This window comes from Natrarchaeobaculum aegyptiacum (genome assembly GCF_002156705.1).
GTDB classification, from domain to species: Archaea; Halobacteriota; Halobacteria; order Halobacteriales; family Natrialbaceae; genus Natrarchaeobaculum; species Natrarchaeobaculum aegyptiacum.
In genome coordinates this window covers 1,090,550-1,116,451 of record NZ_CP019893.1, presented here as the reverse complement: position 1 = coordinate 1,116,451, position 25,902 = coordinate 1,090,550, and the positions used below count along the sequence as shown (strand labels likewise).

Sequence of the window (25,902 nt, the reverse complement as noted above, 5' to 3'; positions counted from 1 at the left end):
TCGCGCAATGCTGTAGAAATTGAGAAGGCTTACTTGGGGTGCCTTCCTGTGATCCGGCATATGGGTTATTTCGACGTACCGGAGGTAGAATACACCCGGTACAGCAACCGCCAGCTCGCGGCGATTCCGCTGGCGGTGCTTGCGGTCGCGTTGCTCGTGTTGACCGGGACCTTCCTGGTCACCGGGTCGCCGGTCGAACTCGGGATGGACTTCGCCGGCGGCGCGGAGCTGACGATCGAGACGACCTCCTCGGAGGCGGAGATTCAGCAAGCCTTCGACGTCGAACCCGACAGCATCCAGTCGACGCAGGCGGAAAACCAGTATCTCGTCCAGTTCGCTGGCCTCGAGGTAGATGATATCGACGGCCTCTCCGATCAGGCCGAGGCGAATCTCGCGGGCGACGGGGAGATCGTCCAGCAGGAGTCGACGGCGTCGCCGAGTTTCGCCGAGCAAACCCAGCAGACGGCACTGCTCGGGATCGCCGTGGCCTTCCTCGGGATGAGCGTTATCGCGTTCCTCCTGTTCCGGACGTTCGTCCCCTCGATCGCCATCGTAGCGTCGGCGTTTTCGGACCTCGTGATCCCGCTTGCGTTCATGTCGATCGTCGGAATCCAGCTGTCGCTGGGGACCGTCGCCGCGCTGTTGATGCTGATCGGCTATTCGGTCGACTCGGACATCCTGTTGAACAACCACATCCTCCGGCGAGAGGGTGACTTCTACGAGAGTACTCACCGCGCGATGCGGACGGGCATCACGATGACGGTCACGTCGATGATGGCGATGCTCGTGATGGGCGTCACCGCCTACCTCTTCGGCGTCGAACTGCTGGCGTCGATCGGGATCATCCTCTTCGTGGGACTTGCGACCGACCTGATGAATACCTACATGCTGAACCTGAGTCTGCTTCGCTGGTACAAGTTCGAGGGGGTGAGACGCTGATGGGACCGAAAGCCTTCGTCAAAGAGTACTGGCGGATCCTCGTGCTCGTGCTCTTCGTGGGCGCTGCGCTCTTCGCGCTGTTCGTTCCCGGCGGCGTCTTCGGTGACACGACCCTCGTCGAGGGCGAGGACCCCGAGGCTGAGGACACCCCGACGAACCTCGTCTACGGCCTCGGACTCGAGGGCGGGTCCAGAATCAGTGCGCCCGTCGCCGGCATGACGGCCGACGACGTCGAGAGCGTCGCCGACGCGGAGACCGGCGAGGTCGACCACGATCGCATACAGGAGATCGAAGCTGGACTGCACGAGGACCTCGAACCCGGCGCGGCGAACCTGAGCGTCGTCCTCCACGACGACGGCTGGATCTCCGTCGAAATCTACGACGACGACACCACGGAAGCGGAGTTCGCCGAAGCCCTCAACAATCAGGGTCTCGAGGTCGACGAAGACGACGTCAGACCCGGCGTAACCGCCGAAACTCGAGCGGCGATCATCGAGACGATCCAGACGATGATCAACGAGGCGGGCCTCTCCGGCGGCACCGCCTACGAACAGCAAGACCCACTCGGTGGCAGCTACGTCGTCACCGAGGTCCCCGATATGGGTCCCGACCAGCTCGAGGAGCTGCTCTCCGACCGCGGCGTCGTCGAGGTCTGGGCGTACTACCCCGACGGCAACGGCTCGCACACGAACGAGACGGTCCTGAGTGGCGACGACATCACCGACGTCGATCCGCCACAGCCCGACCAGCAGGGGCCGGGCTACGTCGTCCCCGTGCAGGTGAGCGAGGACGCTGCCTGGGACTATCAGGACCGGATGAACGAACTCCAGTTTACCAGTGTTGGCCAGCATCAGTGTGGACTGGGGTACGATGAAGACGGAACCGTCGACTTCGATCACTCCGACGACCAGGATCGGTACTGCCTGATCACGGTTGCCGACGGCGAGCCTGTCGCTGCCCACAGCATGGGACCTGATCTTGCCAGCAGCATGTCCCAGGGAACGTGGGCCGAGAGCCCGACGTTCCAGATGGGGTCACAGAACATCGAACAGGCGAACTCGCTGGCCGTCAGTCTGCGCGCCGGTGCGCTGCCGGCACCGCTGGATTTCACGCAGTCACAGACCTACTCGATCCAGCCTGCACTGGCCGACCAGTTCAAGTTCTACTCGCTGCTCATCGGGGCGCTCTCCATCCTCACCGTCGCCGGGATGGTCTTCCTGCGCTATCGCAACCCGAAGGTCGCCGTTCCCATGATCCTCACGGCCTCGACGGAGGTGGTGATCCTGCTCGGCTTCGCGGCGCTGATCAAGATGCCACTGGACCTCTCACACGTCGCCGGATTCATCGCTGTCGTCGGTACCGGGGTCGACGACCTCGTGATCATCGCCGACGAGGTGATGGACGACGGTGACGTGAGTTCGAGTCGGGTGTTCGAGTCCCGGTTCCGGAAGGCGTTCTGGATCATCGGCGCGGCGGCGGCGACGACGATCATCGCCCTCTCGCCGCTGGCCGTCCTGAGTCTGGGCGACCTGCGCGGGTTCGCCATCATCACCATCCTCGGTGTGCTGATCGGCGTGCTCATCACCCGACCGGCCTACGGTGACATCCTCCAGCGGTTGTTGACGGACAGGTAGGCCGAATTCCTCTCGTTTCCAGGCTCGACTTTTGCACCACGATCACGTCGGAACGATACTCGAGAGGCCGACGCTCTCGAGGACGAGCCACCCGACGAACAGCCCGTAGATCGCGAGCAAGAGCCACGCCTCCCGCGCCGAGAGGCGCATATCGGTTCGAGCGACGGTGAAGAAGACGATCGTCGCGAAGACGAGAAACGCCATCATCGGGACGATGTGGGCGAACGTGATCGCCAGCGTCCCGGCAAGCAGGACACCCACGGGGACGGCCACGAGCAGGTCGAAGACGTTGCTTCCGAGAACGTTCGCGAGACTGACCGTTGGCCGGCCCGATCGGGCCGCGGCGATGCTGACGAACGCGTCGGGGAGGCTCGAGCCGGCGGCGACGACGACCATTCCCCAGAGGAACGCGGGCGTCCCGAACGCGGCACCGAGACCGATCGCGGACCGGACGAGACCCTCGACGCCGACGACGATGACGACGAGGCCGAGTCCGAACCACAGCCAGGCGCGGCCACGGTCGACGTCGACGTCGGCCTCGAGTACGTCTTCTGTCGCGTCGAGGAACTGGGTGAAGACGTAGAGGCCATAGAGGACGAGTGGGACCATCGCGAGCGGTCGCGTGACGGCTCCCTGCAGGCCCGCACCGCCGAGGGGGTAGTAGATGACGGCGAGTGAGAATGTAAGCAGGATCGTCGCGACCGCGAGCATGTAGAACAGTGCCTCCTTGTAGACCAGCTCCCGGTTCGTGGTCATCGCTCCCTTTCCCACGAGCGTCGCGACGGCTGGGATGACCAGCAGGTTGAACACCGCCGAGCCGACGATTGCGCCGACGCCGAGTTCGAACTCGCCGTGGAGCAGCGTCGCCAGGACGACGCTCATCAGTTCCGGTGTGCTCGAGCCGACGGCGGCGATGACCGCCCCCTGGACGACCGGCGGCACGCCGTAACCGACCGCGAGCTGGTCTGCCGACGTCTCGAGCCACCGGCTCCCCAGCCAGACGAGGACCGTCGCACCCCCGGCGAGCGCAACGAGCGCGAGAACGTCGAACACGGCTCGTTCGTCCACCGGGTGACCGTATAAAACGATCCCGCTCAGAACTGGCCGAGCCCTGTCTGCTCGGCGGCCGCGAGCACGTCCTTACAGGTCGACCACGACTCCCGGGCACACGGCGGGAGTTCGCCGTGGTCGTCGACGTAGGACTCGAGGAACTCGCGCGTCGTCGGGTCGCTCGGATAGCCGCTGCCGACGGGGCCGAACTCTTCGGCGAGACCCGCGACGTGGGCGTCACGTTCGACCTTCGCGACGATGCTGGCCGCACCCACGACCGGGTCGTCGTCGTCGGCGCCGTGGCGAGCGTCGATCTCGAGGGGGATCTCGAGTTCGCCCGCACAGGCTTCGGCAACCCGTCGTGCGAACCGGTCGGCGTCGGCGTCGCAGGCGTCGCACAGGCCGGATACGGGAGCCGACTCGGGCCCGGCGTCGAGGTCCACGAGGGACTCGGCGATCGCCTCGGCGTGAGCGGCGACGGCCAGCGAGTTCATGTCCGTCTCGGGATCGTCGATCCGGGCGGTCGTGATCTCGGCGACGCCGACGGCGATCCGGTCGTCCGCCCGGATCCTCGCGGCCAGTTTCTCCCGTCGGTCGGGCGACAGCCGTTTCGAGTCGGCGATTCCCTCCGGGAGCGCGTCGACCCTCTCACAGTGGACGGCTGCGGCAAACATCGATCCCAGCACCGGCCCTTTTCCGGCCTCGTCCACGCCGAGTGACATGGCTCGTCCGTCCCGCGCAATCTGCAAAATCCTTGCGTTGTTCCGCTCGAGAGGATCGTTCAGTCCACTCAGCCCCGGATGGGGATCAGGAGAACGATCGCACCGACGGCGGCGACGACGAGCGCGACCGGGCTGGCGATCGCAGCGCCCAGCCCCGAGACGAGCCCGGCGAGCCCGGCGACGAGCGCGACGGCTCCGACGGCGACTGCGAGTGAGAGTAGCCCGTGGACCAGCTCGAGCCGGCGGGTTCGTGGCTGGTGGCCGAGTTCGGCGGTGAGTTCGAGGCCGTACGTACCGGTGTCCCAGACGAAACACGCGACGCCGACACAGCCGATGGCGACGAACGGGGCGTGTGAGCCGAGGGCAGCGGCGGCGACGACGAGGCCGGTGCCGGCGAGTGCGGGGGCGATAGCGCGGTCGGGGAGGAACGCGAGCCAGACGGCGACGAGGATCGTTCCGACGAGCAGGAGGTACGCGAGCGGGCCGACGCCGACGAGGACGGCGCCGCCGCCGGCGAGGGCGAGGATCGCGCCGCCGGAGGCGAGGTTGCCGATAGCCACGCCGAGTGCGGCCAGACCGACCGCGACTGCGCCCGCGAGGAGGATGGCGACTGCGACGGTTACTGCGGCGGTCCAGATTCGGCTCCTCGCGTCTCCGGCGTCCCGGCGGGTGACCGCCCGGACGGTCCAGATCAGGAGGGGAACGACGACCAGCCCGACGGCGATGCTCACGAGCGGCCAGACGACCGCGCCCGTGGAGAGGGCGACGAGCGGTCGCTCGAGCTGGGGCACCTGTGCGACGAGCGCGCCGAAGAGGCCAGCGAGCCAGAGGAAGCCGAGGACGAACAGCGAGCCGAGGCCGCCGAGCACGACGCCGCCGAGAGTTCGGCGGACGGATGCGAGCTGGCGGTCGACGGCGTCCCGGCGGGAGCGCCGCGTGAGCTGTCTGATCGGGGCGACGGCGACGGCGAAGAGCCCGGCGACGGCGACGGCCACGACGACGGTAAGGAGGCCGGCGAGCGACCCCGCGGCGGAGTCGGTAGCCACGATCGCGACGAGCAGGTTCACGGTGACCACGAGGACGACGCCGACGAGAACGGCGACGACGCTCCCGACGACGAGCGTCGCGTAGGTGAGCCCACAGCTCAGCCCGGCGCGCTCAAGGGCTGCGGGGTCGACGTCGGCCCAGGCCATCGCGATCCCGAGCAGGGCCAGCGCGAACCCGGCGACGGCGACGGCCTCCCGCCCGAGGAACGGGCTGGCGACGACCAGCAATCCGACCGCCGAGCCGAAGCCGAACGCGAGTGCGTGACCGACCACGAGCTGGCCGAACCGGGAACGCTCGAGCAGCGCGATGCCGGCGACGAGGAGGCCGACGACGGGTGCGAGCCCGGTCACGAGTGCCGGATCGCCGAGTGCGACGCCTCCGGCGACGGTAACGGCGACGACGGCGACCGTGGCGAGCCAGAGACTCACGCCGCGTGCGCGACCTTCGTCGCCGATCGCGGACGGCCGATCGAGTCGGGGACCGGCGAGGGACATCTACTGGGTACCTCCAGTTTGGGTGGGGACGTCACGCCCGGCTGCTCCCGACTGCTGGGCAGCCACGCGAAACGCGTACGCGACGACGAGCGACAGCGGGGTGCCCCGCCGCCAGTCGACCGTGCGAACGCCGGCGGCCTGACTCCGGGCGAGTCGCGTCCTGCGTCTGACCTGCGTGTACTGGCCGCTGACGGTATTCTCGGGGATCACATCGGGTGAGACGAGCCGGACTGACCGTCCGCCAGCGCGCAGGCGCTCGAGCGCGCCGACCGGCCAGTCGTCGAGCATCGGCGAGACGACCGCCAGTTGCGTCTCGGGGGCCGTCAACTCGAGGAGCCGTCGTACCTGCCGGTTCGGACGGCGTTCACCAGCGGATTCCTCGAATTCCTCTCCCTCCTCGCCTTCGCCGCCTCCATCGCTTCCCTCGATCAGCTCCGTTCGCGTGCGCGAGTCCTCGAAGAGCCGATCGACGGCGTTCTCCTCGCGGTCGCGTCCACGTCCGCGTTCGGGAGCGCTGTCGCCGTGGCCGGTGCGCTCGTCGCCACTGCTGACACCGTCGCCATCGTCACTACTGCCATCACCATCGCCACCGGTCTCGGCAGCCGCCGATCGAAGTAGCTCGAGCGCGCGCGACCGGTGGGCCGGGCCGTTCCCGGGCTCGAGCCACGAAAGCCCCGCGGGGCCGTCGCCGTCGACGCCGAGGACGGCGAGACCCACGTCGTGGCCGCGCCGACAGAGGTCGGTGAGTGTTCGGGTTGCGGCGTAGGCCGACAGTTCGACGGCCGTGGGGTGGCCGGGGGCGGCGACGACGCGGTTTCGCTCCCGCGCGTCGACCACGACGACGACGCTCGCGGCCACCTCTCGCTCGTAGGAGACCGTCGCGAGCGTGCCGCGTTTGGCGTAGTGGCGCCAGTCGATCCGGTGGCTGGGGTCTTCGGGCCGGTAGGCGCGCGTCGAGTGGAACGAGATCCCCTCGCCGGCCCGGTCTGTCGTCACCTGCCCCACCCGGTCAGTCCCGACGGACGCGAGTGGCGGGGCGTCGGCGTCGAGCCGGCAGTGCAGCGTCCGATCGCCGCCGGGGTAGACGAAGGCCGTCGTCACCGCGCCCGCACCGGCCGACCGCACCCGCACTCGAACCCGGTCGAAGTCGTACGCCCCGCGACGGGAGCCGAGGACGTACTCGAGACGGAGGGTCTCGCCGGGCTCGAGCGCCCCGCCGCCGCGGGGTGAGCCGTCGTGGACGGCCAGCTTTTCGGGGACGCCGTCGATCACCCTGACGTCCGCGAGCGGGCCGGACGTGCGATTTGTCACCTCGAGCGTGACGGTCACCGGTCGTCCGGGCGGGACCGTCGTGGGTGCGATCGTTCGAGTGACGGCGAGTCCCTGCTCGTCTTCGTCGTCTCGCTTCCCGGTGACCGGCGGCGATCCGGCGGCCACCGTCCCGTAGGCGACGTACGCGAGTGGGACGAGCGCGGCGAGCAACAGAATGGCGACTCCCTCGAGCAGCGCCGCCACGACCAGCACCAGCGCGGCCGCGACGGCACCCCTGAACCGAGGCGGGCTGGTCGTCTCGACGCGCTCGAGGGTTCCCGTTGCCCCCCCGGAATCCGTCGCCGAGCTCACGATCGTCGTCGATCCCTCGGGGCCAGCGTCCTCTCTCGGTCCCGACTCGTCGGCCGAGCGGTTCGAGGTCGAATCGCCGGTGGCCGGTCCCGCGTCGGTCGACCGGTACACCCGCCCGTCGACGCCGCGCGTGAGCGACTCGAGTCGCGGCGGGAGGGAGGGGACGGTCCGCGGTGCGGTCTGGCCGGGGATCGACGGGAGCGCGTCCGTGGCTGCCGTCGCCACCGCATCGGTCGCCCGCCTGCCCCGCTCGCGCACGGCTCGCTCGGGGAACAGCCACTCACGCAGCCGCTCGCGAAACGGCCGGTCGGGCTCGGCCAGGTCAACCTCGAGCACGCTCGCCGCGACGGGGTCGTCGGTCCACTCGCCCGAGGCGAGCAGTCGGTCGATCTTCACCCGCGACCGACCGTCGCACTCGAGGGCGTCGATCAGGGTATCTCGCAGGACTGGCCGAACGACGGCGACCCCGGCGTCGACGTCCCCCTCGCGGCGGGCGGTTCGGCCGCCGGTCTCGATCAGGCTCGCGAGGTCCCGGCTCGAGAGCGGCGGCTCCCGATCCGTTCGCTCCGGTGCAGGCGTGGTGAACGGGTCGTCGTCGCTCCACGGAATGGCGGGAACCGCGTCGCCGACGTCGTCCTCGACGGCTGGCGGCTCGAGTCGCCCCCAGACTTTCCACAGCCCGAGGACGAGTGCACAGAGCCCGAAGACGATCGCCGCGAGAACCACGCCCGGCGACCGTGGTGGCTCAGCCTGTCCCGGGCCGGTGAGTGCGACGAGAACCCCGACGGCGACGAACCCGACGCCGACGATGGTGACGAGGGTGGTCCGCCACCACCTCATCTGCGGTCACCTCGAGTCGATCCGTCGCTCCTCCGTGTCCGTTCGTCGTCCGCTCGAGTCGATCCATCGCCGGACGGTCGATCCGTCGTGGCGTGCTCGAGGTGGTCTGTATCACCGACACCGCCGTCTCTGCCATCGTTGCCGGCACCGTCGCTGCCGTCGCCGCCGTCGTCACCGACGCCGTCACTGTCGTCGGACCGCTCCACTTCTCGACCATCCACGATCGCCTCGAATGCTTCCTCGGCACGCTCGCGATCTGCCCCGGTCTCCCGTTTCGAGCCGTACTCGACAGCCCGAAACAGGGACGTCAGGTCGCCGACCGGACCCGGCGGGTAGCCGCTGTCGATGGCCCGTCGTTCGATCTCCGTAGGGGCGCGGGTGCGCCACTGTGCCGGTGCGACCTGCCGGGCGAACGCCCGCCAGACGATCGCGACCGGTCGGGGGTCGTCGCTCGAGGCGCGTCGGTTCTCCCCGGCTACGACGTCACTTTCGTCGCGGCCGTCGCTCGCGCTCGAGTCGTCTCGGCCAAGACCCCCGGAACTCCTCGATCGGTTGTGGAAGACGATGCCGGCGACCACTGCGGCCGTCCCCGCGAGCAGTGCCATCAGGCCGCCTCGAGCCCCGCCAACCGCGTACCCGGCTACCGAGACGAGCGCGAGCGAACCGGCGGCAGCCAGCAGTGTCCTCGCGCTGACTGGGGGGGAGGCCACAGCGACCAGACGGCCCGGAAGCGACGCCAGCCACGCGACCGCGCTCCGTGGAACCGTCCGTACAGATCGGACCAGCGAAACGAGGCGGACTGCAATCGCACGACTCGTCTGTCCGAACCGCTCGAACAGCGCCTCGAGCCGTGAGGCAGCCGCGAGCGTCCAGGCGAGGAGCCGCGCTCCGAGGCTGCGACCGCGCTCGGCCTGTGCGGATGGATCGACTGCGGGCGTGCGATCGGACCGGGAGACGGCGACCGCGAGACCTCCCGCGACGAGGGCCGAAAGCGCGACGAGTCCGGCCAGCGGGCCGTAAAACGCCTCCACGACGAGCACCGCGAGGAGCCCGGCGGTGACCGCGACGGTCGCGACCGGCCCGCGTGCGCCGTGGGTCCGATACGTCCCGCCTGCGACGCCCCCGACCACGAGGATGGCGAGGAGTGCCGTGAGCCCGTACGCCTCGAGTAGCGTCGTCTGGGCGGTCTGGTCGCCCGTCCTGACCGTCACCGGCGCTGTCGGGTCGAGTGGGATCGTGACCGGCGTCGTGCCCGCTGCGTCGGTCTCCCCGACGTCCTCGCCGTCGATCGCCACGTCGGCCGTCGGAACCGGTTCTCCCGCTCGCTCGGCGACGACGGCACCGTCGCTTCCCGGAATGGGGGCGAATCCCTCGGGGGTCAGTCGGGCCTCGAGCAGGCGCACCTCGAGCGTCGTTTCCCCCGTGAAGTCCCCACGGGAGACGCCGACCTCGAGTCGTTCGGTGCCGTCGTCGGGGACTCGAACCGTCTCTCTGCCCTCGTCGTCTGTCTCGCCGGTCTTCTCGCCGTCGACAGTGACGTCGGCCGCCGCCATCGGCACGCCGTCGATCGTCGCCTCGAGCGTGAGGTTCGTGCCGGGATCGGGGACGCCCTCGACAGCCAGTTCGACGTCGCCGTCGACTGCGTACTCGACGGTCGCGTTCTGCTGGCCGGCCTGCGCGACGACCCCGGTCGTCGTCGCGCCTGACGGTGGATTCGTCGACGCCACCAGCCCGCTGTGGGCTGTCTCCGCCGCAGTACCCGATTCCTCGAGCGTGATCGTCGGTCCCGATTCGACGGCCAGACACTCGACCTCGTCGTCGGTCTCGACCCGGACCGTCAGTTCCTCGACGTAGGGGACCTCGCCGGTGACCTGTCCACGGTCGTCGGTCGTGCCGACCGCACGGTCTTCGAACCAGACCTGTGCGTCGGCGAGCGGTTCTCCCTGATACTCGATCGTCACCGTCTGCTCGTCGCCCGGCGTCGGGTCGCCGTGGACGTACACCGTACACGCCGGCGCATCGGGCGGTCCGGTTTCCTCCTCGTCGAGGAGTCCGAGCCACTCGAGGAGGTCCGTCCAGTCGAACGAGTCGGAGTCGTCCTCGGGCGCGTCGCCAGCCTCGCCGATGGCCTCGTCGCCGCTGTCACCGGGCGACTGGTCGTCTCCCGGGTCGGCGACGAGACCGGGTGCGAGCAGCGCCGCGACGACGAGCGCGGTCGCCGCCAGCAGGAGAAAGGATACCTGTCGGTAGTCGACGCCGGCTGTGGACTGCGCGAGCGGCTGGTCGTCGTCCATGGTGCTCGTTGGAGGTCGGGCGGACTCGTGGCGTGTTCGATCGTGATCGACCGGCTCGAGGGGATCTCACCGCCTGGGAACCGGCGAGCGACAGCACGTCGGGACGCCAGGCCTCGCCACCGCGGTGTCCGGTGGAGTTGGCCTGAGAAACGCGGGAGCGCCCTCGAGAGCTACCTCCTCACTCCCTCATCTCGTCTGGAGGGACAGCTTTTTCCCCTGATCCGGCCGACTCACCCGGCTGGGCTGCCCCGGAGCGACAGCCGGGGCTCACCGTCGCGAACACGCCGGCAACGAGTCCCGTCCGCCCGTTCATCGGCGAAACGTCACCGGCCGTGAAGGAAAGACTTTCCCTCGCACACACGGCAGGCGAGTCGATCGAGTGCCGGACACTGGGCCTCGAGTTCGCCTGCTACGGCCGGACTCGAGTGGCCGCTCTTACCGCCGGGCCTCGAGTTCGCCTGCCACGGCCGGACTCGAGTGGCCGCTCTTACCGCCGGGCCTCGAGTTCGCCTGCCACGGCCGGACTCGAGTGGCCGCTCTTACCGCCGGGCCTCGAGTTCGGCCTCGAGGTCTTCGAGAGACATGTCCTTCATCGAGAGCAAGACGAGCAGGTGGTAGACGATGTCTGCGGCCTCGTAGGCGACCTCTTCGTGGTCGTCGTCTTTGGCAGCCAGCACGAGTTCGGTCGTTTCCTCGCCGAGTTTCTCCAGGACGGCGTTCTCGCCTTTCTCGTGGGTAAAGAGCGAGGCGGTGTAGGAGCCCTCGGGGAGCGTTTCCTTGCGGTCTTCGATCACAGCGAACAGGTCAGAGAGCGTGTCGTCCATCTACAGGTCACCGGAGACGTTGCGGATGTCTTCTAACTGCTCGAACTTCTCGCTATCGTCTCGGCTGTCCTCGAAGACAGCTTCGGTGACCTCGATCGAGGCGTTCGTCCGGGCCGCAAGCGCAAGCGAATCGCTCGGGCGGGCGTCGATCACGGTCTCACCGCGGGGAGTCTGGACGTGGATGTCGGCGATGTAGGTGCCGCCCGGGCCCCCCTCGCGGCGCTCGATCTCGCTGACCACGACGTGGTCGATCCGACTGCCCAGTTCCTCCATCACGTCGAGCAGGAGGTCGTGGGTCAGCGGCCGGCCGATGTCCTCTGCCTCGAGCCCCCGTGCGATGCTGGTCGCCTCGGTGAAGCCGATGAAGATCGGCACGACGTCGTCTTCGCCGTCGACCGAGAGGACGACCACGGGAACCGGCCCCTGTGGCGTCCCTGCGACGCGTACCGCGTCGATAGCTGCCTGCATATCCCGTCCAACGAGCGCAGGGAAGAAAAGTGTAGACGGCTGCGAATGCGCGCGCCCGGGTGGTCACCGATCGCCAGCGGTCCGGCTCACCGGTACCGACGCCGCCTCGTTCTCGAAGAACGCGACGCCGTGGATCCGGCTGTCCGCCGTCAGTTCGGGGTGGAACGCAGTCGCGACGACGGGTCCGTCACGGACCGCCACCGGTCGATCCTCCCACGTCGCCAGTACCTCGGCGTCGCCCACCTCGTCGATCGCCGGTGCGCGGATGAACACCGCCGGGTACGGCTCTTCGAGCCCCTCGATTACGAGCGGCGCTTCGAAACTGTCGCGCTGTCGCCCGAACGCGTTCCGCTCGACGGAGACGTCGACCAGTCCGAGTTCGTCGACCCGGTCGTCGTCCGCGTCGCTCGAGGCGACGATCAGCCCGGCACAGGTCGCGAGCAGCGGTTTGCCGGCCTCGACGTGGGTCCGAATCTCGGGGGCGATCCCCTCGCCGTGGATCAGCCGTGAGATGGTGGTCGACTCCCCACCCGGCAGCGCGAGCAGGTCACAGTCTGGGACCAGCCCCGACTCACGAATCTCGAGGACGTCGACGGCCAGTCCGCGCTCGCGCGCCGCGCGCTCGATGGCCGCGGCGTGTTCGGCGACGTCACCCTGGACCGCGACGACGCCCGCTGTGAGTGTCATACCCGTCGCTTGGGATAGCGGTGGCAAAAAGGACGCGCCACGGCTCGAGGGTGTTGGAGGTAGCTCCACGATACGCGAGCGTAGAACACAGCCACGCGACACTCGTGAGGCGACGCAACAGCTCTGGGTGGTATGGTCGACTCGAGAAGTGGTTCCGATCAGGCGACGAACGTCAACAACTGGATGAGTACACCCAGCATGACGCCGGTCGCGATGACCGTCTTCGGATTGATGAGAATTGCGTTGGAGTCCTCTGCATCGAAGTACCGGACGAGTCCGGCACTGGACATCAGCCCTCCGGTATTCTGTCCTCGGTCCATACCCGCTCTTTCGTGAGCAGCGAACTAAAGCTTTCGACGTTTGCTCGCTCGTCGCCACCGACGGTGGCTGGTGGTCTACGCGGCGTCGTCCGCCCGGGTCACCAGTACCGAACACTCGGCGTTGCGCGTCACGTGTTCGGTGACGCTGCCGAGCAGGAGTCGATCGATCCCCGTTCGGCCGTGGGTCCCCATTACGACGACGTCGACGTCCTGTTCGTCGGCGTACTCGAGGATGACCTCGCGGGGATCGCCGTCTTCGACTACGGTGACGACCTCGAGGCCCTCGGGTGCCGCGGCGGCGACCTCCGCAGTCAGTTCGCGGCCGTACTCGCGCATCGACTCGACGGACTGGCTGCTCGAGATGTCGAGTGGCGTCCGGTCGTCGATGTCGACGCAGTACAGGACGTGCAGCGTCGCGTCGAACCGGTCGGCGATGGCGGCGGCCTGTTCGGTCGCTCGTGTGGCGGGGTCGCTCCCGTCGGTTGGCACCAGTATCGCGTCGTACATACCGCCACGTTGGAGTGGAACACCTAAAGATGAGGTGGAACGACTCGAGGGGTGGGAAGATCCGCCCCCGGCCGACGCAGCCAACGTGATGTTACGCAGACATGGCAGACGGCTCGCCTGTCCCGGCATGCCGACTGGGAAACCCTTATGCGCGCCGCGTGGAAATCTAGAGCCGAACCGATGACAGTCACGCTCAAGGACTTCTACGCCGACTGGTGTGGCCCCTGCAAGACCCAGGACCCGATCCTGGAGGAACTCGAGGACGACTGGGACGGCCGCTTCGAGGTCGAGAAAGTCAACGTCGACGAACAGCAGGACCTCGCCAACGAGTACCAGGTACGCTCGCTGCCGACGCTCGTGATCGAAAACGACGACGGCATCGTCGAGCGCTTCGTCGGCGTCACGCAACGCGAAGACATCGAAGACGCACTCGAGTCCGCCGGCGCCTGATCTGCCCGCGGCTCGAGGTTGCCACGATCTCGAGTATTCACACACATTCTCTCATACGGTTTACTGTAAGTCGTTGCCGACGCAACCGCGACCCGTGCGGCGGTTGCGTCGGTAAACCGTTACAGTAATCCGTATCAGGCCCTGTCCGAACAGCCCTGGCCGTCGACGGTGACGACCGCGACGCCCGTGAATGCCATCGCCATCGACGGCTACCAGTCGTCTGTGCCGTCAGAAAGTTTTTGCCACGGGGAACCCAACGGTCCCGTATGCGAAGAGACGACCGCGACGAGCCCTTCGACGACCTGTTTCGCGAGATCGAGCGCATGATGAACGAGATGATGAACGGTCCCGGCCAGAACCCCGGCTTCGACTCCCCCGGTGGGACGGAAAACGGCTTCGGCACGGACACCCACGTCGACATCCACGAGACCGACGACGAGATCCGCGTCATCGCCGACCTCCCCGGCGTCGAGAAAGACCAGATCGACCTCGAGTGTGACGGCGAGGTGCTGACCATCTCCGCCGGCACCGAACACCGCCAGTACGACGAACGCGTCTCCCTCCCGACGCGCGTTAACGAACACACGGCCTCGGCGACCTACAACAACGGCGTCCTCGAGGTCGTCTTCGACCCCGCCGAACAGTCCTCGGACATCAGCCTCGAGTAACCGTCGTCGCGGTCGCACCCCGATCACCGATTCCGTTTTCACCGGCTGTCACCTCGTTCGAGCCGTCGGCCCATCCCGTAGCGGTCACTGCGACTCCGCGACCGATCGGATCGCATCAGCCAGCCGATCGTAAAACCCCGGTTCGTACTTCGTCGCCTTGTCGATCGTCGGCCGGGCGTTCGTCTCGTTGACGACGACCCGCTCGTCGGCCCCGGTTTCGGCCTCGACCGCGAGCAGATCGATCCCGAGAAACGAAATCTCGAGTTCTGTGGCAACCCGTTCTGCCAGTGCTCGCCACTCCTCGGGGACGGAGACGCCGGTCGCTTGCGCGCCGCGGTGGACGTTGTGCTTCCACTGGCCCTCCGCGACGGCGTCGTCGGGCAGACGGCGTTCGACCGCGCCGACGTACTCGCCCTCGAGCACCATCAGCCGGTAGTCGGTCGCCTCCGGCAGGTACTCCTGAACGAGGAAGGAGCGGTCGCCAGTCGCCCGGTAGTCGTGTACCAGCGAGAGATAATCACAGATCCCGAGAAAGGAATCGAGGTCGTGGGCCTTCGCAACGCCGGTCCCGCGGGTCGTCGAGTTCGGTTTGACTACCACCGGGGGTTCGAACCGCTCGAAGACCGCGGTCAACTCGGCCTCGGAGACGGGATTCGAGACGAACACGGACTCGGGCACCGGCAGGCCCGCCCGCTCGAGTCGCGCCAGCACGCCCGCTTTGTTCCGCGAGGTGAGGATCGCCTCCCGGTCGTTGAGCCACGGCACGGAGAGCAGCGCGTCGGCCACCCCACCCTCCATCACGCGTCCGGGATAGACGAAGCCCACGTCGTACTCCCCGGCGTCCCACGGGACGTCCGACCCGAGGGGCACGACGCGCTCGCTCGAGGGCACGTGACTCGCCCGGATTCCCCGGTCGGCCAGCGGCTCGCGCATCCGCTGGAACGTCTCCTGATCGTTCGCGACCGCCAACTCGATCATACCTCGAGTCAGGATGGCGAGGGCAAAAAACTGGCTCGTACCACCGAAGTACGATGCAAACCTTGGCCGGGAGTGGGGCTCGAGCGCTGCGAGAGCCCCCGACCCGGGGGAGGGCAGGCAGTCACCGACGTTCGCCGCGAGTGAGCGACCGCGAACGAGCGGGCCGACGACCGATGTGAACGAGCGTCAGCGAACGGCGAAGCCGTGAGCTACGGAGCGAGAGAACGGAGGGAGGAGTGCTTTTGATCGACATTTTGCCGAGGGCCAGCGGAGCTGGCCCGCAGCGCAAAAGGTCGGGTTACGCGATCAGTTCTTCTTCGCCACGCTCGACCACGACACGGCACGGCGGCGTGATCTTGTTGTAGGCACGGCGGAGCGCGTCCTTGGCGAAGTCGGCGTCGTCGACGTCACACCAGATGGTGAAGATGCGGTCGCCGCGGTCGATGCGGGCGGCGGTACCGACGATCTTCCCGAACGACTGACGCATCCCGTCGGAAACACGGTCTGCACCCGCACCCGTCGCCTGCTTGTTCTCGCGGATGACGTGGTGGGGGAACTTCCGGAGGATCATCTTGTAGTTGCCCTCACCGGCGTTTTTGAGCATGTGACGGTTGGCCGACAGCCGCGAGGACTCGAGGCTGCCGTGGCGGATCTGGACCTCCTCTTCGGTGACGAGGCTGATCTGGACGGGGTAGTCCTCGGGTTCGGCGGCGACGTCGCCCATCTTGTGCTGTGCGATCTTCGAGCCCGGGATGCCAGTGATGTACTCGCGGCGCGTATAGGCCGGCTTACTGATCTCCCGGTACATGGAGGCAGGTTTGTCGGACATGGTTACTTACGAAGACGGAGTGTTACCGTGCGGATAAAGGCTTCGAAGCACGTGCTGGGGCCAGCCGCGGGTGCTCTGGTCGTCTCAGCGTCTCGCGTGCGACCACGGATCCGCTCGAGTTGCACTCCCCGTGGCGGATGCCGAATCGTCGCACTGTCGCGCTCACGCGGTGACGACGTACTCGGTGCCCGTCTTCTCGACCAGTCCCTGACTGGTCAGCGACTCGAGGACGCTGAGGACGGCCAGCTTGTTCATCGCGAGGGTGTCGTTGAGGTCGGCGACGGTCGCGCCGCCGCTGGCCTCGAGGTAGAGGTAGACGAGTTTCCCACGCGGTGAGGTGACCGTCGTGGGCAGGTCGGCGATTCGGTCGGACGGGTGGTGATCCATCATGACAGCAGCAGCCTCCACGAACTCCCTCATAACGCTATGGGGAATAGAATAACCATTTGCTAGAACATGGGTGTGTGTATATATCTCTATGAGGTCTGCCGGACTCTGATCGGTGGACGTTCGGTTGGAGCACGTTCGGGCTCGACTGCGACGACAGGTCGTGGTGCGCTCGAGCGACGCCCGGAAATCCGGGAGTTGGCGGCGCGTTTAAGGCCTCGCCACTGATAGTTTGGGGCATGATGTGGAGTTTCCGGATCGGGTCCGTCTTCGGGATCCCGATCAAGCTCGACGTGACCTTTCTATTGATTCTCCCGGTGTTCGCGTATCTGATCGGGATGCAAATCGGCATGGCTGCCGAGATACTGAACCTCTCGATGGGGGCTGGGATCGACGTCGCCGCCGTCACGACGCCGTGGTGGATGCCGTGGGCGCTCGGGCTCAGTGCCGCGATCGGCCTGTTCGTCGGCGTCTTTCTCCACGAACTCGGCCACTCGGTGACCGCCCAGCGGTACGGCTATCCGATCGACTCGATCACGCTCTGGCTGCTCGGCGGCGTCGCCGCGCTCTCTGAGATGCCCGAGAACTGGAAACAGGAGTTCGCCATCGCCATCGCGGGGCCGATCGTCTCGGTGCTGGTCGGCGTCGGTTCGTTCCTCCTCTTTCTCGTCACTCCCGAGGCGATGGATGGTGCCCGATTCGTCCTCGCGTACCTCGCGATCCTGAACGTCTTCCTCGCCGGGTTCAACATGCTGCCTGCGTTCCCGATGGACGGCGGGCGGATCCTCCGCGCGCTACTCGCCCGCAGTCAACCGTACGCGCGAGCGACCCAGCAGGCTGCGACCATCGGCAAGGGATTCGCTTTCCTGCTCGGCCTGTTCGGACTGATCGGATTCAACGTCATCCTCATCGCCATCGCCTTTTTCATCTACATCGCCGCCTCGAGTGAGGCCCAGCAGGTGACGATGAAGGCGGCGTTTCAGGACGTCACCGTCGCGGACATCATGACGCCCGCGGGCGACTTGCACACGGTCGCCCCCGAGACCTCGGTCGCCCAGCTCTTCCAGCGGATGTTCACCGAGCGCCACACCGGCTACCCCGTCATCGAGGCCGACGCCTGGGATGACGAACGGCTGATTGGGCTGGTGACCCTCTCGGATGCGCGTGACATCGATCCGGTCGAACGCGACGCCTACACGGTCGAGGAGGTGATGACGACCGACCTCGAGACGATCAGCCCAGATTCGGATGCGATGACGGCGATCGAGCGGATGCAGCGAAACGGAATCGGTCGGTTGCTGGTCGTCGAGAACGGTGACCTCGTCGGGATCATCTCGCGATCGGACCTGATGACGGCGTTCAACGTCGTCCAGCAGAGCGGTGGATCGGTCAACCTCCGTGGGCAGGCCGAGCCGACCCGGCAGTTCTGAGCGATCGACGCTCGAGTCGCCGAGCGCCGACCACCCGGTGTGCTCGTGGCATCGGCAACCGGATTCAGCACCCTTAACCGCGTCCCGGGCTGACCATCCGTCGATGCCACCGGCTATCGAGACGGTCGATCTCGTCAAGGAGTACGGGGAACTCCGTGCGTTGCAGGGACTGTCGCTCACCGTCGAGGAGGGCGAGTTCTTCGGCCTGCTCGGACCGAACGGGGCTGGCAAGACGACGTTCATCAACACGCTCGTCGGCCTCGTTCGCAAGACTGGCGGCGAGGCACGCGTCTTCGGCCACGACGTCGAAGCCGACTACCAGCAAGCCAGGAACGCGATCGGACTGGCCCCACAGGAGTTCAACGTCGACCGCTTCTTCCCGATCAAGGAAGTGCTGATGCACAAGGCCGGCTACCACGGAATCCCGAACGACGAGGCCGCCGAGCGCGCCGACGAGGTGCTCAAGCGCGTCGGGATCTACGACAAGCGCGACGAACGCTTCGACTGGCTCTCCGGCGGGATGAAACGTCGCCTCCTGCTCGCCCGGGCACTCGTCACCGATCCGGACCTCCTGATTCTCGACGAGCCCACCGCCGGCGTCGACGTGCAACTGCGCCACGACCTCTGGGACCTCGTCACCGAACTCAACGAGGAGGGGACGACCGTCCTGCTGACGACCCACTACATCGAGGAGGCCGAACGGCTCTGTGACCGGGTCGCCATCATGAACGAGGGCCGCAAACTCACCGTTGCGACGCCGGACGAACTGAAGACCCGCGGGACCGATACGATCTCCGTCGGCCTCGAGTCGCCCGTCGACGCCGTTGGGACGGCCTCCCTCGAGGCTGACCTCGGTGCGTACGTCCACGGCGTTTCGACGACTGGCGACCGACTCGAGGTTCGCGTCGACGACGGCGGGTCGACCGCGCCACGGGTGCTCAACGATCTCGAGGCACGCGGGTACGAGATCGCGGATCTCGAGATTTCCCGGACCTCCCTCGAGGAGATTTTCGTCGATATGACCAGAAGCGAGGATCGGACGGTGACGCGGTCCTCGGCGGCTTCGTCGGCGGCCGAGACGTCGCCGGCCGGCGACTCCGGGTCAGAGGCCGATCCCGAGCGCGAACAGGAGGGGATCGCCTGATGGTCTCGGTGGGCTTCCGGGCGCTCTTCCGGCGCGAACTGCTGCGCTTCGTTCGCCGGCCGAAGAACACGTTCATGCCGCCGGCGATCACGAACGTGCTCTACTTCGCGGTCTTCGGTGTGATTCTTGGCGGGCGGATCGACAGTCCAGTCGACGCTCCCGGTGTGGAGATCGGCTACATCCTCTTTCTGATCCCGGGACTCGTCGTGCTGGGGACGATCTCGAACGCCTTCGAGAACGCCTCGTTCTCGATCTTCCACGGGCGGTGGAACGAGTACATCCACGAGACGCTCACCTCGCCGCTGTCGTACGTCGAGATGGTCGTCGCCTACGTGGCTGCCAGTGCGGTTCGGGGACTGATCGTCGGCGCTATCGTCGCCGTCATCGGCGCACTGTTCGTCCCACTCAGCGTCGAAAACGGACTTTTCCTCGTCGCGACGATGGTCGTCATCTCCTCGCTGTTCGCCGGACTCGGGATCATCGGCGGTCTCCTCGCGCGAGACTTCGACGACCTCACTGTGATGAACCAGTTCATCCTCCGGCCGCTGGTCTTCTTCGGGGCGGTCTTTTACTCGTTGACGATGCTCGAGCCGGTCTGGCAGACCGTCTCCCTGCTGAATCCGATGGTCTACATGGTCGACAGCGTCCGGTACGGCCTGCTCGGCTACTCTGACTTCCTCCAGATTGCCCCGCCGGCGTACGCCGAACTGGCACCCTACGCCTCGCTGGGGGTGCTGACCGCGCTCACAGCGATCGTGATCGCCATCGACGTCTACATGTTCAAGGTCGGCTACGGGTTGACCGACTGAGTCGACCCCATCCCTCGTCTCGAGCGTAAGACCGGATAAGTGATCGAACGTCCAGAATAGTTCGTCTCCCCCTGCTTCCTCGGACGAATTCTGCCCGATAACGAAGATTGATTTTCGCGTAGTGGTCTGATTCGGTTACAATGAGTCGAGGTGCCGGTGATCCCCGTGAACGATGACGGTCGCTCGAGTGATGCGCTCGAGGGTGGTTTTCCAGCGACGTACGATTCTGACCGGTTCCGACACCTGATCGAACACATTCAGGACGCGGTCGTCGAGTTCGAGTTCGTCGACGATGAACCGATCGTCCGGGGGATCAACCCCGCGTTCATCGAGGTCTTCGGATACGGTCCCGACGAGGTGCTGGAGCAGTCGCTCAACGAGTGTATCGTACCACCCTGGCTCGAGACCGAGGCGACGACGCTCGACGATCGGACGACCGCGGGGAAGGTCAACTATCGTCGCGTTCGTCGGGAGACTGCAGACGGCGTCAGGGAGTTTCTCTATCGCGGGATTCCGTATCGGATCGCTTCGGGTGAAAGGGTGGCTGACGCCATCGACGCAGACAGTGGGGAACCGAACGGCAGCAACGCCGCCGCCGGGGCTCTCTCCAGCGACGGCCGTCGCGGCTTCGCCGTCTACACCGATCTTACCGAAGACCGGCGCAATCGAAGCCGGGTCCACGTCCTCAACCGCGTGCTCAGACACAACCTCCGGAACAAGGTCACGCTGGTCGCCGGCAGCGTCGAGAGCCTGCTCGAGGAACTCGACGACGACGCCCTCGATCCGACTGCGCGAATGCTCGCCGACAACGTCGATGCCGGCGTCGACGAACTCCGAACGCTGACTCGCGAGGCGAGTGACCTCTACCGGATCGCCAACGCTTCGATTCCCGAGGACCCCCGGGTCGACAGCGTCCCGCTTGCGCGCACCGTCGCCGGACGATACGGGCTGGAGTATCCCGACGTCAGCATCGACCTCGACGTCCCCGGCCGACTCTGGGTAGCGGCGACCGACCGCCTCGAGATCGCCGTCGAGAGCCTCGTCGAGAACGCGATCGTCCACAATCCCTGCGACGAGCCACGCGTCTGGCTCGAGGTGGAGCGCGAATCGGCGGAGTGGTGTACGATCGCAGTCGCCGACGACGGACCTGGCATCCCGCCGGTCGAACGGGAGGTGGTCACCGGTGAGAGCGAGATCACCGACTTGCACCACGGCAGCGGTCTCGGCCTGTGGCTCGTGAAGTGGACGGTCGAGACCTTCGGGGGTGAGATTACGTTCGACCGCAGTGAAGCGGGGGGCTCTCGGGTACAACTTCGATTACGCCGATGGACTGGCGACGAGTGATCGCCTGTCACGAACGAAACCGTTTCCCGGCGTCAGTGCTCGCGCTCGCCGACCTTGACGAGTTGCTTGCCGATGTTCTCACCCTCGAACAGCCCGAGGAACGCGTCCGGTGCGTTCTCGAAGCCCTCGACGACGTTCTCGCGGTACTCGAGGTCGCCCTGCTGGATGAACTGTGAAAGACGCCGGAGTGCGTCGCCCCAGCGGTTCTGGTAGTCGCTGACGAGGAAGCCCTCGACGGTCGCCCGGGTCTCGATGAGCGTCGTGAGTTTTCGTGGCCCCATCGGCACCTCCGTCTCGTTGTAGAGGGCGATCTGGCCGCAGACGGCGACGCGGGAGAACTCGTTGAGTTGCATCCAGACGGCGTCGGTGATCTCGCCGCCGACGTTGTCGAAGTAGGCATCGATGCCGTTCGGACAGGCCTCGGCGACCGCGCCGTAGAGGTCGTCTTCGGTCTTGTAGTTGATCGCGGCGTCGAACCCGAGGTCCTCGGTGAGCCACTCGACTTTCGCGTCGCTGCCGGCGGTGCCGACCACGCGGGCACCCGAGAGCTGGGCGAGCTGGCCAACGACCGAGCCGACTGCGCCCGCCGCGGCGGAGACGAAGACGGTGTCGCCCGGGGCGGGGTCACAGATGTCTCGCAGTCCCCAGTAAGCGGTCACACCGGGCATTCCGAGCACGCCGACGGCGGTCGAGATGGGGCCGAGATCCGGATCGACCCGCTGGAGTTCGTCGGCGTCGGCGACCGCGTGCTCGGCCCAGAGGAGGTCGCCGGTGACGATGTCGCCCGGTTCGAACGTCTCGGCTTCTGACTCGAGGACCTCGCCGACGACCGAGGCCTTCATCGGGTCGCCGACGTCCCACGGCTCGGCGTAGGACTCTGCGTCGCGCATTCGACCGCGCATGTAGGGATCGACCGACTGGTAGAGCGTCTTCACCAGCACCTCACCGGGTCCGGGCTCGGGACGGTCGACGGTCACCAGTTCGAAGTTGTCGTGGGTGGGTTCGCCAACTGGACGGCTCGCGAGTTGCCACTGTCGTGTAGCTGCCATACGCCCACGTCTGCGTGACAGGTTGTCAATATTGGGCTCGCGGAAGGGGGCTCCAACTCGAGTTCCGTTTGCGGCGGTTCTCGAGGCGGGCGTCGGGTCGTGGTGCTCCGTATCACGAAACGCGAATACTGGTCGAAGGGAACCGCTTTTGCCCTCGATCCGAGAACGCACGCGTATGTGCGCCGATCACGATACGCTCGAGAATCTGCTCGCGGGTAACGAGCGCCACGTCGAATCGCTTCCGGAGGACTACTTCGCGGACGTTCAGGATGGCCAGCACCCCGACGTCGTCGCGATTTGCTGTTCGGACTCGCGAGTTCCACAGGAACGGATGTGGGGCGTCGACGCCCCGGGGACGGTCTTCACGCCGAGTAACATCGGCAACCAGGTCTGGGACGACGACGAAGGTGACCGGATCGTCGACGGGGGCGTGCTCTACCCGATCCACCACGCAGACACCGAGGCCGTCGCCGTCGTCGGCCACACCGGCTGTGGCGCTGTCACCGCGGCCTACCAGCTCGCGACCGGCGGCGACCAGCCCGGCCCGCGCGGGGTCGACAAGTGGGTCGAACTGCTCGTCCCCGTCGTCGAGGAGGCCCTCGAGAGCGACCTGATCGACGCCGACGCCGACGACGAGACGGTGATCAACCAGCTCGTCGAGTACAACGTCGATGCGCAGGCACGATTCCTGCGTGAGTCCGACGACGTGCCCGAGGACGTCGCCGTCTACGGCTTCGTCTACGACTTCCAGGGCGTCTACGGCAACGAACACGGCCGAACGTACCTCGTGAACGTCGACGGCGAGACCCGGCCGGACGAAATCGCCGACCTGCTCCCCGACGAGTACGAGACGACGACCGACAGCCTGCTGTACTGAGTCGCGCCGACCCGATCGACGGCTCGAGGCCTCACCATCGACACTCGAGACGCCACTTCCCACCACGGCGCTGTCGGTACTGTTTTGCGGGTTCCAGTCCAACGACGGGCTATGCGGACGCTCCTCGAGTCAGACGTCGGCTTCTACTACGCCGTCGGTGCGTTCACGGTCGCGGTGTTCGTCCTCTCGCTGGTCGCCCTCGCGGTCGTCACTCCGGGCGGAATCGGCACCCGCGAACTGGGCGGGCTCGTCGTCGGGTTCCTGCTGTTCGTCGGCGTCTACCTCGTCTCTATCGCCGCCAAACGGCTCGAGGAACTCGAGGACGTCTGAGGTGAAGACTGTCCGTGTCCCGGTACACCGCTTGCGGCCCGTGGTGGTGCCAGACCGTCTGGTAAGTCTCGAGCGGGTGTGAAACATTCAACTGTGACGTAAACGTATACTAACTCGTGGCTTCGTCAGCGACTCACCGCGGTGCGGCCTCGAGCAGAGAGCGGACCTACATCGTCTGTGGAGCGGTCTGTGCGGTGTGTGCCGTCTACTATCTCCCCATCGTGTTCGGACCCGTGGCGATGTACTTCGGCGGCCGACTGTACCGCGACGACGCAGAACCGACCGGTGTCGCGATCGCTCTCCTGGGACTACTGGGGCTGATCCTCGGATTCTTCAACGTCATCGTTCCGGCTGCAGTCGGATAGAGTAGCCACTGCACGTCAGTGCACACCTGATCGCCAGACGGATCGGCGATCAGTGTGTAAATCGTTGCAGTTGTTACTATAGCAACCCGTGGCCGAACGCTGGCGGTTCCCCGCTCGAAACTGTACCGGACGTCCGTCGTCTCCCCTCGAGCAGGCTGCGCATCTCCGACGCTCTCGATCCCGACTCCGGAACTGGCGTTGGCGATGGTCAGCCGGCAATTTACATCAGCAAATGTTCAATAGATTTAACTCTGCAGTGGCCCAATGCCAGAATGGAAGCCATCCGCCACGAGGATGCGAGGGGCGTATATTGAAACGCCCCGGGTGCTAGGACACCCGAGGCATGGCTTCCACGCGGCACGCATGCAAGCCATGTTCCAGTTCCTCCTCGCGAGATATAAACGTCTCGCACGATCAGCGTATCGTCCACGAACCACGCAGACAGCGCCTCGAGCGCGTCACACCCGCAACGCCGGTCGGAGGGCCGGGCGATGACCGACGACCCGCCCGCGACCAGAAGCGGTTGCTTCTGGGCCGACGACCCGTTCGAGCTACCCGAGTACGGGCCGGACGTCACGCCGTGTCCGAACTGTGGCACGCCCATCTCTGAGGTGGCGACCACCGACGCACTCGAGCACGTGGCTATCCCCTGTGGCTGTCCCGTTCCGGGTGGGGTCCTCGAGCAGGCGTCGACGTTCGCTTCGGACGGGTTCGAGGCCAGCCCTGACGACTGACGCCGACCCCGATCTGTGTGCAAACACTGCACATTCGACGAAACCGTTTTGTGCCTTTGCACAGAACGTGCACATAGAATGAGCGCGAGTGACGACCCCCGGCGGGTTCACTTCCAGTCACCGGAGTACCTCGTCGACCGACTCGATGCGATAGCCGACCTCTACGATACGGACCGGACGGACCTGCTCGTCGAAGCGATCCGTGAGTACATCGATGAGACCGCCGACAGCGAGACGTTCCAGAAGCTGGTGGCGACGAAGTACTACGACGACCAGCTCGAGTTCGAGACGGTCAAACAGCTCGTCGGTGCCGAGACTGCCCAGCGGCTTCGACTGCTCAAGGCCGATCTCGAGGACGAGCCGCTCGATCTGGCGGCTCCTGACGACGTGGACGTTTACGACGGGGACGCGGTATCCATCGACCCTGCCGCCGAGAAATGAGTGGCAGGCAGCGACTGCGTACCGTCGTCGCCGATACGAGCGCGCTCGTGAGCCTCGCCGTCCCGCGGGCCGATCAGGGGTACGACACCGAGACGAATCCAGACCCGCTCCAGTATCTCCTCACGTCCTGCGAGGTTGCCGTCCCGCCGGAAGTCCTCACGGAACTCCGTGACATCTCACAGTACGACGATATTCACAGTGCGGCCGCGACTAACGTCCTCGCGGCTCGGTCTCACTACGTGGTCGAGGAGCCGTACGACCGACCAGCGACACCCGAGTCTCGACCGACGTTCGGACTCGACGACGGCGAAACCGACGGGATCGTCCTCGCGAACGCGCTCGAGGTCGACGGCTTCCTCACCGACGAATTCGGGGGGACGAATTTCCCACTCGTTCACGCGGTCCTGGACGGACCGCGAATCGTCCCTACGCCGCGGCTTCTCCGTGAGTACGCCCGGAACGGCTATCTGACCGATGAGGAGGCGCGAACATTGCTCGCGGTGATTAGTCCGCATCGGAGCTGGGAGAACAGTCCGTACGTCGCCCAGTTGCTGGACCAGTTGGAAGAGTAATGGCGGGCGCACCTGCCGGTCCGAATACTCGAGCGACACGACGGAC

The 25,902-nt window shown here is 66.5% G+C and carries 28 protein-coding genes; 14 read left to right on the top strand and 14 right to left on the bottom strand.

Going from position 1 to position 25,902, the window contains the following annotated elements; translation table 11 throughout:
• Positions 1 to 60: 60 nt before the first annotated feature.
• A complete protein-coding gene (gene secF, locus B1756_RS05595; protein ID WP_086887655.1) occupies positions 61 to 939 on the top strand; it encodes a protein translocase subunit SecF in 879 nt (292 codons plus the stop codon).
• A complete protein-coding gene (locus tag B1756_RS05590; protein ID WP_086887654.1) occupies positions 939 to 2,573 on the top strand; it encodes a preprotein translocase subunit SecD in 1,635 nt (544 codons plus the stop codon). Before secF ends, B1756_RS05590 begins: the two co-directional genes overlap by 1 nt.
• 42 nt (positions 2,574 to 2,615) lie before the next feature.
• Here B1756_RS05590 and B1756_RS05585 read toward each other — a convergent pair whose 3' ends face one another.
• From B1756_RS05585 to B1756_RS05540, 10 genes are all read right to left on the bottom strand, one after another.
• Positions 2,616 to 3,626 carry a sodium:calcium antiporter gene (locus B1756_RS05585; RefSeq protein ID WP_086890058.1) on the bottom strand — a complete coding sequence of 337 codons (1,011 nt, stop codon included), beginning with the start codon at positions 3,624 to 3,626 and terminating at the stop codon, positions 2,616 to 2,618.
• 41 nt (positions 3,627 to 3,667) lie between these two features.
• The gene (gene rnhB / locus B1756_RS05580; protein ID WP_086887653.1) at positions 3,668 to 4,345 is read right to left on the bottom strand and encodes a ribonuclease HII; all 678 of its coding nucleotides are present in this window, start codon (positions 4,343 to 4,345) and stop codon (positions 3,668 to 3,670) included.
• A 68-nt stretch (positions 4,346 to 4,413) separates the two neighbouring features.
• Positions 4,414 to 5,886 (bottom strand): DUF7519 family protein, encoded by a 1,473-nt coding sequence (locus B1756_RS05575; RefSeq protein ID WP_086887652.1) that lies wholly within the window; start codon positions 5,884 to 5,886, stop codon positions 4,414 to 4,416.
• On the bottom strand, positions 5,887 to 8,349 hold the full coding sequence (locus B1756_RS05570) for a DUF58 domain-containing protein (protein ID WP_228434484.1): 2,463 nt from the start codon (positions 8,347 to 8,349) through the stop codon (positions 5,887 to 5,889).
• Positions 8,346 to 10,643: a DUF4129 domain-containing protein gene (locus B1756_RS05565; protein WP_086887651.1), complete on the bottom strand. Its 2,298-nt coding sequence runs from the start codon at positions 10,641 to 10,643 to the stop codon at positions 8,346 to 8,348. The genes B1756_RS05570 and B1756_RS05565 overlap by 4 nt, the downstream gene beginning before the upstream one ends.
• A gap of 539 nt (positions 10,644 to 11,182) precedes the next feature.
• Positions 11,183 to 11,467, bottom strand: coding sequence for a phosphoribosyl-ATP diphosphatase (gene hisE / locus B1756_RS05560; protein ID WP_086887650.1), 285 nt, complete (start codon positions 11,465 to 11,467; stop codon positions 11,183 to 11,185).
• Entirely contained in the window at positions 11,468 to 11,935 is a 468-nt protein-coding gene (locus tag B1756_RS05555; RefSeq protein WP_086887649.1) for a bifunctional nuclease family protein, read from the bottom strand.
• Positions 11,936 to 11,998: 63 nt separating this feature from the next.
• Positions 11,999 to 12,622: a pyridoxal 5'-phosphate synthase glutaminase subunit PdxT gene (gene pdxT / locus B1756_RS05550; protein ID WP_086887648.1), complete on the bottom strand. Its 624-nt coding sequence runs from the start codon at positions 12,620 to 12,622 to the stop codon at positions 11,999 to 12,001.
• Positions 12,623 to 12,780: 158 nt separating this feature from the next.
• Positions 12,781 to 12,942, bottom strand: a complete 162-nt coding sequence (locus tag B1756_RS05545) for a preprotein translocase subunit Sec61beta (protein ID WP_086887647.1) — start codon at positions 12,940 to 12,942, stop codon at positions 12,781 to 12,783.
• Positions 12,943 to 13,017: 75 nt separating this feature from the next.
• Complete coding sequence (locus B1756_RS05540; RefSeq protein ID WP_086887646.1) at positions 13,018 to 13,449, bottom strand: universal stress protein; 432 nt, start codon at positions 13,447 to 13,449, stop codon at positions 13,018 to 13,020.
• A 180-nt stretch (positions 13,450 to 13,629) separates the two neighbouring features.
• Between B1756_RS05540 and B1756_RS05535 the strand changes: the two genes are divergently transcribed.
• Together B1756_RS05535 and B1756_RS05530 are read left to right on the top strand one after the other, a co-directional pair.
• Positions 13,630 to 13,899, top strand: a complete 270-nt coding sequence (locus B1756_RS05535; RefSeq protein WP_323368204.1) for a thioredoxin family protein — start codon at positions 13,630 to 13,632, stop codon at positions 13,897 to 13,899.
• A gap of 266 nt (positions 13,900 to 14,165) precedes the next feature.
• The gene (locus B1756_RS05530; RefSeq protein WP_086887644.1) at positions 14,166 to 14,567 is read left to right on the top strand and encodes an Hsp20/alpha crystallin family protein; all 402 of its coding nucleotides are present in this window, start codon (positions 14,166 to 14,168) and stop codon (positions 14,565 to 14,567) included.
• Between the two features lie 84 nt (positions 14,568 to 14,651).
• Here B1756_RS05530 and B1756_RS05525 read toward each other — a convergent pair whose 3' ends face one another.
• From B1756_RS05525 to B1756_RS05515, 3 genes are all read right to left on the bottom strand, one after another.
• Entirely contained in the window at positions 14,652 to 15,545 is an 894-nt protein-coding gene (locus B1756_RS05525) for an ATP-grasp domain-containing protein (RefSeq protein ID WP_086887643.1), read from the bottom strand.
• 298 nt (positions 15,546 to 15,843) lie between these two features.
• The gene (locus tag B1756_RS05520) at positions 15,844 to 16,374 is read right to left on the bottom strand and encodes a 50S ribosomal protein L16 (RefSeq protein WP_086887642.1); all 531 of its coding nucleotides are present in this window, start codon (positions 16,372 to 16,374) and stop codon (positions 15,844 to 15,846) included.
• 162 nt (positions 16,375 to 16,536) lie between these two features.
• The gene (locus tag B1756_RS05515; protein ID WP_086887641.1) at positions 16,537 to 16,764 is read right to left on the bottom strand and encodes a MarR family transcriptional regulator; all 228 of its coding nucleotides are present in this window, start codon (positions 16,762 to 16,764) and stop codon (positions 16,537 to 16,539) included.
• 236 nt (positions 16,765 to 17,000) lie between these two features.
• Here B1756_RS05515 and B1756_RS05510 point away from each other — a divergent pair, with 236 nt between their 5' ends.
• From B1756_RS05510 to B1756_RS05495, 4 genes are all read left to right on the top strand, one after another.
• The gene (locus B1756_RS05510; RefSeq protein ID WP_086887640.1) at positions 17,001 to 18,191 is read left to right on the top strand and encodes a M50 family metallopeptidase; all 1,191 of its coding nucleotides are present in this window, start codon (positions 17,001 to 17,003) and stop codon (positions 18,189 to 18,191) included.
• Between the two features lie 103 nt (positions 18,192 to 18,294).
• Positions 18,295 to 19,335, top strand: coding sequence for an ABC transporter ATP-binding protein (locus B1756_RS05505; RefSeq protein ID WP_086887639.1), 1,041 nt, complete (start codon positions 18,295 to 18,297; stop codon positions 19,333 to 19,335).
• Positions 19,335 to 20,144: an ABC transporter permease gene (locus B1756_RS05500; RefSeq protein ID WP_086887638.1), complete on the top strand. Its 810-nt coding sequence runs from the start codon at positions 19,335 to 19,337 to the stop codon at positions 20,142 to 20,144. Before B1756_RS05505 ends, B1756_RS05500 begins: the two co-directional genes overlap by 1 nt.
• Before the next feature lie 165 nt (positions 20,145 to 20,309).
• Positions 20,310 to 21,488, top strand: a complete 1,179-nt coding sequence (locus B1756_RS05495) for a sensor histidine kinase (protein WP_086890057.1) — start codon at positions 20,310 to 20,312, stop codon at positions 21,486 to 21,488.
• A gap of 32 nt (positions 21,489 to 21,520) precedes the next feature.
• On the opposite strand, the gene B1756_RS05490 is transcribed toward B1756_RS05495, so the two are convergent.
• Positions 21,521 to 22,537 (bottom strand): NADP-dependent oxidoreductase, encoded by a 1,017-nt coding sequence (locus tag B1756_RS05490; RefSeq protein ID WP_086887637.1) that lies wholly within the window; start codon positions 22,535 to 22,537, stop codon positions 21,521 to 21,523.
• Positions 22,538 to 22,712: 175 nt separating this feature from the next.
• Here B1756_RS05490 and B1756_RS05485 point away from each other — a divergent pair, with 175 nt between their 5' ends.
• The 6 genes from B1756_RS05485 (at position 22,713) to B1756_RS05460 (ending at position 25,856) form a co-directional block, all read left to right on the top strand.
• Positions 22,713 to 23,414, top strand: coding sequence for a carbonic anhydrase (locus B1756_RS05485; RefSeq protein WP_086887636.1), 702 nt, complete (start codon positions 22,713 to 22,715; stop codon positions 23,412 to 23,414).
• Between the two features lie 111 nt (positions 23,415 to 23,525).
• Complete coding sequence (locus B1756_RS05480; RefSeq protein WP_086887635.1) at positions 23,526 to 23,744, top strand: hypothetical protein; 219 nt, start codon at positions 23,526 to 23,528, stop codon at positions 23,742 to 23,744.
• 116 nt (positions 23,745 to 23,860) lie between these two features.
• Complete coding sequence (locus B1756_RS05475; protein WP_086887634.1) at positions 23,861 to 24,109, top strand: hypothetical protein; 249 nt, start codon at positions 23,861 to 23,863, stop codon at positions 24,107 to 24,109.
• 491 nt (positions 24,110 to 24,600) lie between these two features.
• Positions 24,601 to 24,843, top strand: coding sequence for a hypothetical protein (locus B1756_RS05470; RefSeq protein ID WP_086887633.1), 243 nt, complete (start codon positions 24,601 to 24,603; stop codon positions 24,841 to 24,843).
• 78 nt (positions 24,844 to 24,921) lie between these two features.
• The gene (locus B1756_RS05465) at positions 24,922 to 25,284 is read left to right on the top strand and encodes a hypothetical protein (RefSeq protein ID WP_086887632.1); all 363 of its coding nucleotides are present in this window, start codon (positions 24,922 to 24,924) and stop codon (positions 25,282 to 25,284) included.
• On the top strand, positions 25,281 to 25,856 hold the full coding sequence (locus B1756_RS05460; RefSeq protein WP_086887631.1) for a hypothetical protein: 576 nt from the start codon (positions 25,281 to 25,283) through the stop codon (positions 25,854 to 25,856). Before B1756_RS05465 ends, B1756_RS05460 begins: the two co-directional genes overlap by 4 nt.
• Positions 25,857 to 25,902 lie beyond the last annotated feature (46 nt).

What these genes read in the sequence shown, in the direction of transcription:
- B1756_RS05480 (WP_086887635.1), top strand. Translation starts at nt 23,526, where the DNA reads ATGCGGACGCTCCTCGAGTCAGACGTCGGCTTCTACTACGCCGTCGGT.
- B1756_RS05465 (WP_086887632.1), top strand. Translation starts at nt 24,922, where the DNA reads ATGAGCGCGAGTGACGACCCCCGGCGGGTTCACTTCCAGTCACCGGAG.
- B1756_RS05520 (WP_086887642.1), bottom strand. Translation starts at nt 16,374, where the DNA reads ATGTCCGACAAACCTGCCTCCATGTACCGGGAGATCAGTAAGCCGGCC.
- B1756_RS05510 (WP_086887640.1), top strand. Translation starts at nt 17,001, where the DNA reads ATGATGTGGAGTTTCCGGATCGGGTCCGTCTTCGGGATCCCGATCAAG.
- B1756_RS05490 (WP_086887637.1), bottom strand. Translation starts at nt 22,537, where the DNA reads ATGGCAGCTACACGACAGTGGCAACTCGCGAGCCGTCCAGTTGGCGAA.
- rnhB (WP_086887653.1), bottom strand. Translation starts at nt 4,345, where the DNA reads ATGTCACTCGGCGTGGACGAGGCCGGAAAAGGGCCGGTGCTGGGATCG.
- hisE (WP_086887650.1), bottom strand. Translation starts at nt 11,467, where the DNA reads ATGGACGACACGCTCTCTGACCTGTTCGCTGTGATCGAAGACCGCAAG.
- secF (WP_086887655.1), top strand. Translation starts at nt 61, where the DNA reads ATGGGTTATTTCGACGTACCGGAGGTAGAATACACCCGGTACAGCAAC.
- B1756_RS05570 (WP_228434484.1), bottom strand. Translation starts at nt 8,349, where the DNA reads ATGAGGTGGTGGCGGACCACCCTCGTCACCATCGTCGGCGTCGGGTTC.
- B1756_RS05500 (WP_086887638.1), top strand. Translation starts at nt 19,335, where the DNA reads ATGGTCTCGGTGGGCTTCCGGGCGCTCTTCCGGCGCGAACTGCTGCGC.
- B1756_RS05545 (WP_086887647.1), bottom strand. Translation starts at nt 12,942, where the DNA reads ATGGACCGAGGACAGAATACCGGAGGGCTGATGTCCAGTGCCGGACTC.
- B1756_RS05590 (WP_086887654.1), top strand. Translation starts at nt 939, where the DNA reads ATGGGACCGAAAGCCTTCGTCAAAGAGTACTGGCGGATCCTCGTGCTC.
- B1756_RS05540 (WP_086887646.1), bottom strand. Translation starts at nt 13,449, where the DNA reads ATGTACGACGCGATACTGGTGCCAACCGACGGGAGCGACCCCGCCACA.
- B1756_RS05535 (WP_323368204.1), top strand. Translation starts at nt 13,630, where the DNA reads ATGACAGTCACGCTCAAGGACTTCTACGCCGACTGGTGTGGCCCCTGC.
- pdxT (WP_086887648.1), bottom strand. Translation starts at nt 12,622, where the DNA reads ATGACACTCACAGCGGGCGTCGTCGCGGTCCAGGGTGACGTCGCCGAA.
- B1756_RS05485 (WP_086887636.1), top strand. Translation starts at nt 22,713, where the DNA reads ATGTGCGCCGATCACGATACGCTCGAGAATCTGCTCGCGGGTAACGAG.
- B1756_RS05515 (WP_086887641.1), bottom strand. Translation starts at nt 16,764, where the DNA reads ATGATGGATCACCACCCGTCCGACCGAATCGCCGACCTGCCCACGACG.
- B1756_RS05530 (WP_086887644.1), top strand. Translation starts at nt 14,166, where the DNA reads ATGCGAAGAGACGACCGCGACGAGCCCTTCGACGACCTGTTTCGCGAG.
- B1756_RS05565 (WP_086887651.1), bottom strand. Translation starts at nt 10,643, where the DNA reads ATGGACGACGACCAGCCGCTCGCGCAGTCCACAGCCGGCGTCGACTAC.
- B1756_RS05505 (WP_086887639.1), top strand. Translation starts at nt 18,295, where the DNA reads ATGCCACCGGCTATCGAGACGGTCGATCTCGTCAAGGAGTACGGGGAA.
- B1756_RS05555 (WP_086887649.1), bottom strand. Translation starts at nt 11,935, where the DNA reads ATGCAGGCAGCTATCGACGCGGTACGCGTCGCAGGGACGCCACAGGGG.
- B1756_RS05525 (WP_086887643.1), bottom strand. Translation starts at nt 15,545, where the DNA reads ATGATCGAGTTGGCGGTCGCGAACGATCAGGAGACGTTCCAGCGGATG.
- B1756_RS05460 (WP_086887631.1), top strand. Translation starts at nt 25,281, where the DNA reads ATGAGTGGCAGGCAGCGACTGCGTACCGTCGTCGCCGATACGAGCGCG.
- B1756_RS05470 (WP_086887633.1), top strand. Translation starts at nt 24,601, where the DNA reads ATGACCGACGACCCGCCCGCGACCAGAAGCGGTTGCTTCTGGGCCGAC.
- B1756_RS05575 (WP_086887652.1), bottom strand. Translation starts at nt 5,886, where the DNA reads ATGTCCCTCGCCGGTCCCCGACTCGATCGGCCGTCCGCGATCGGCGAC.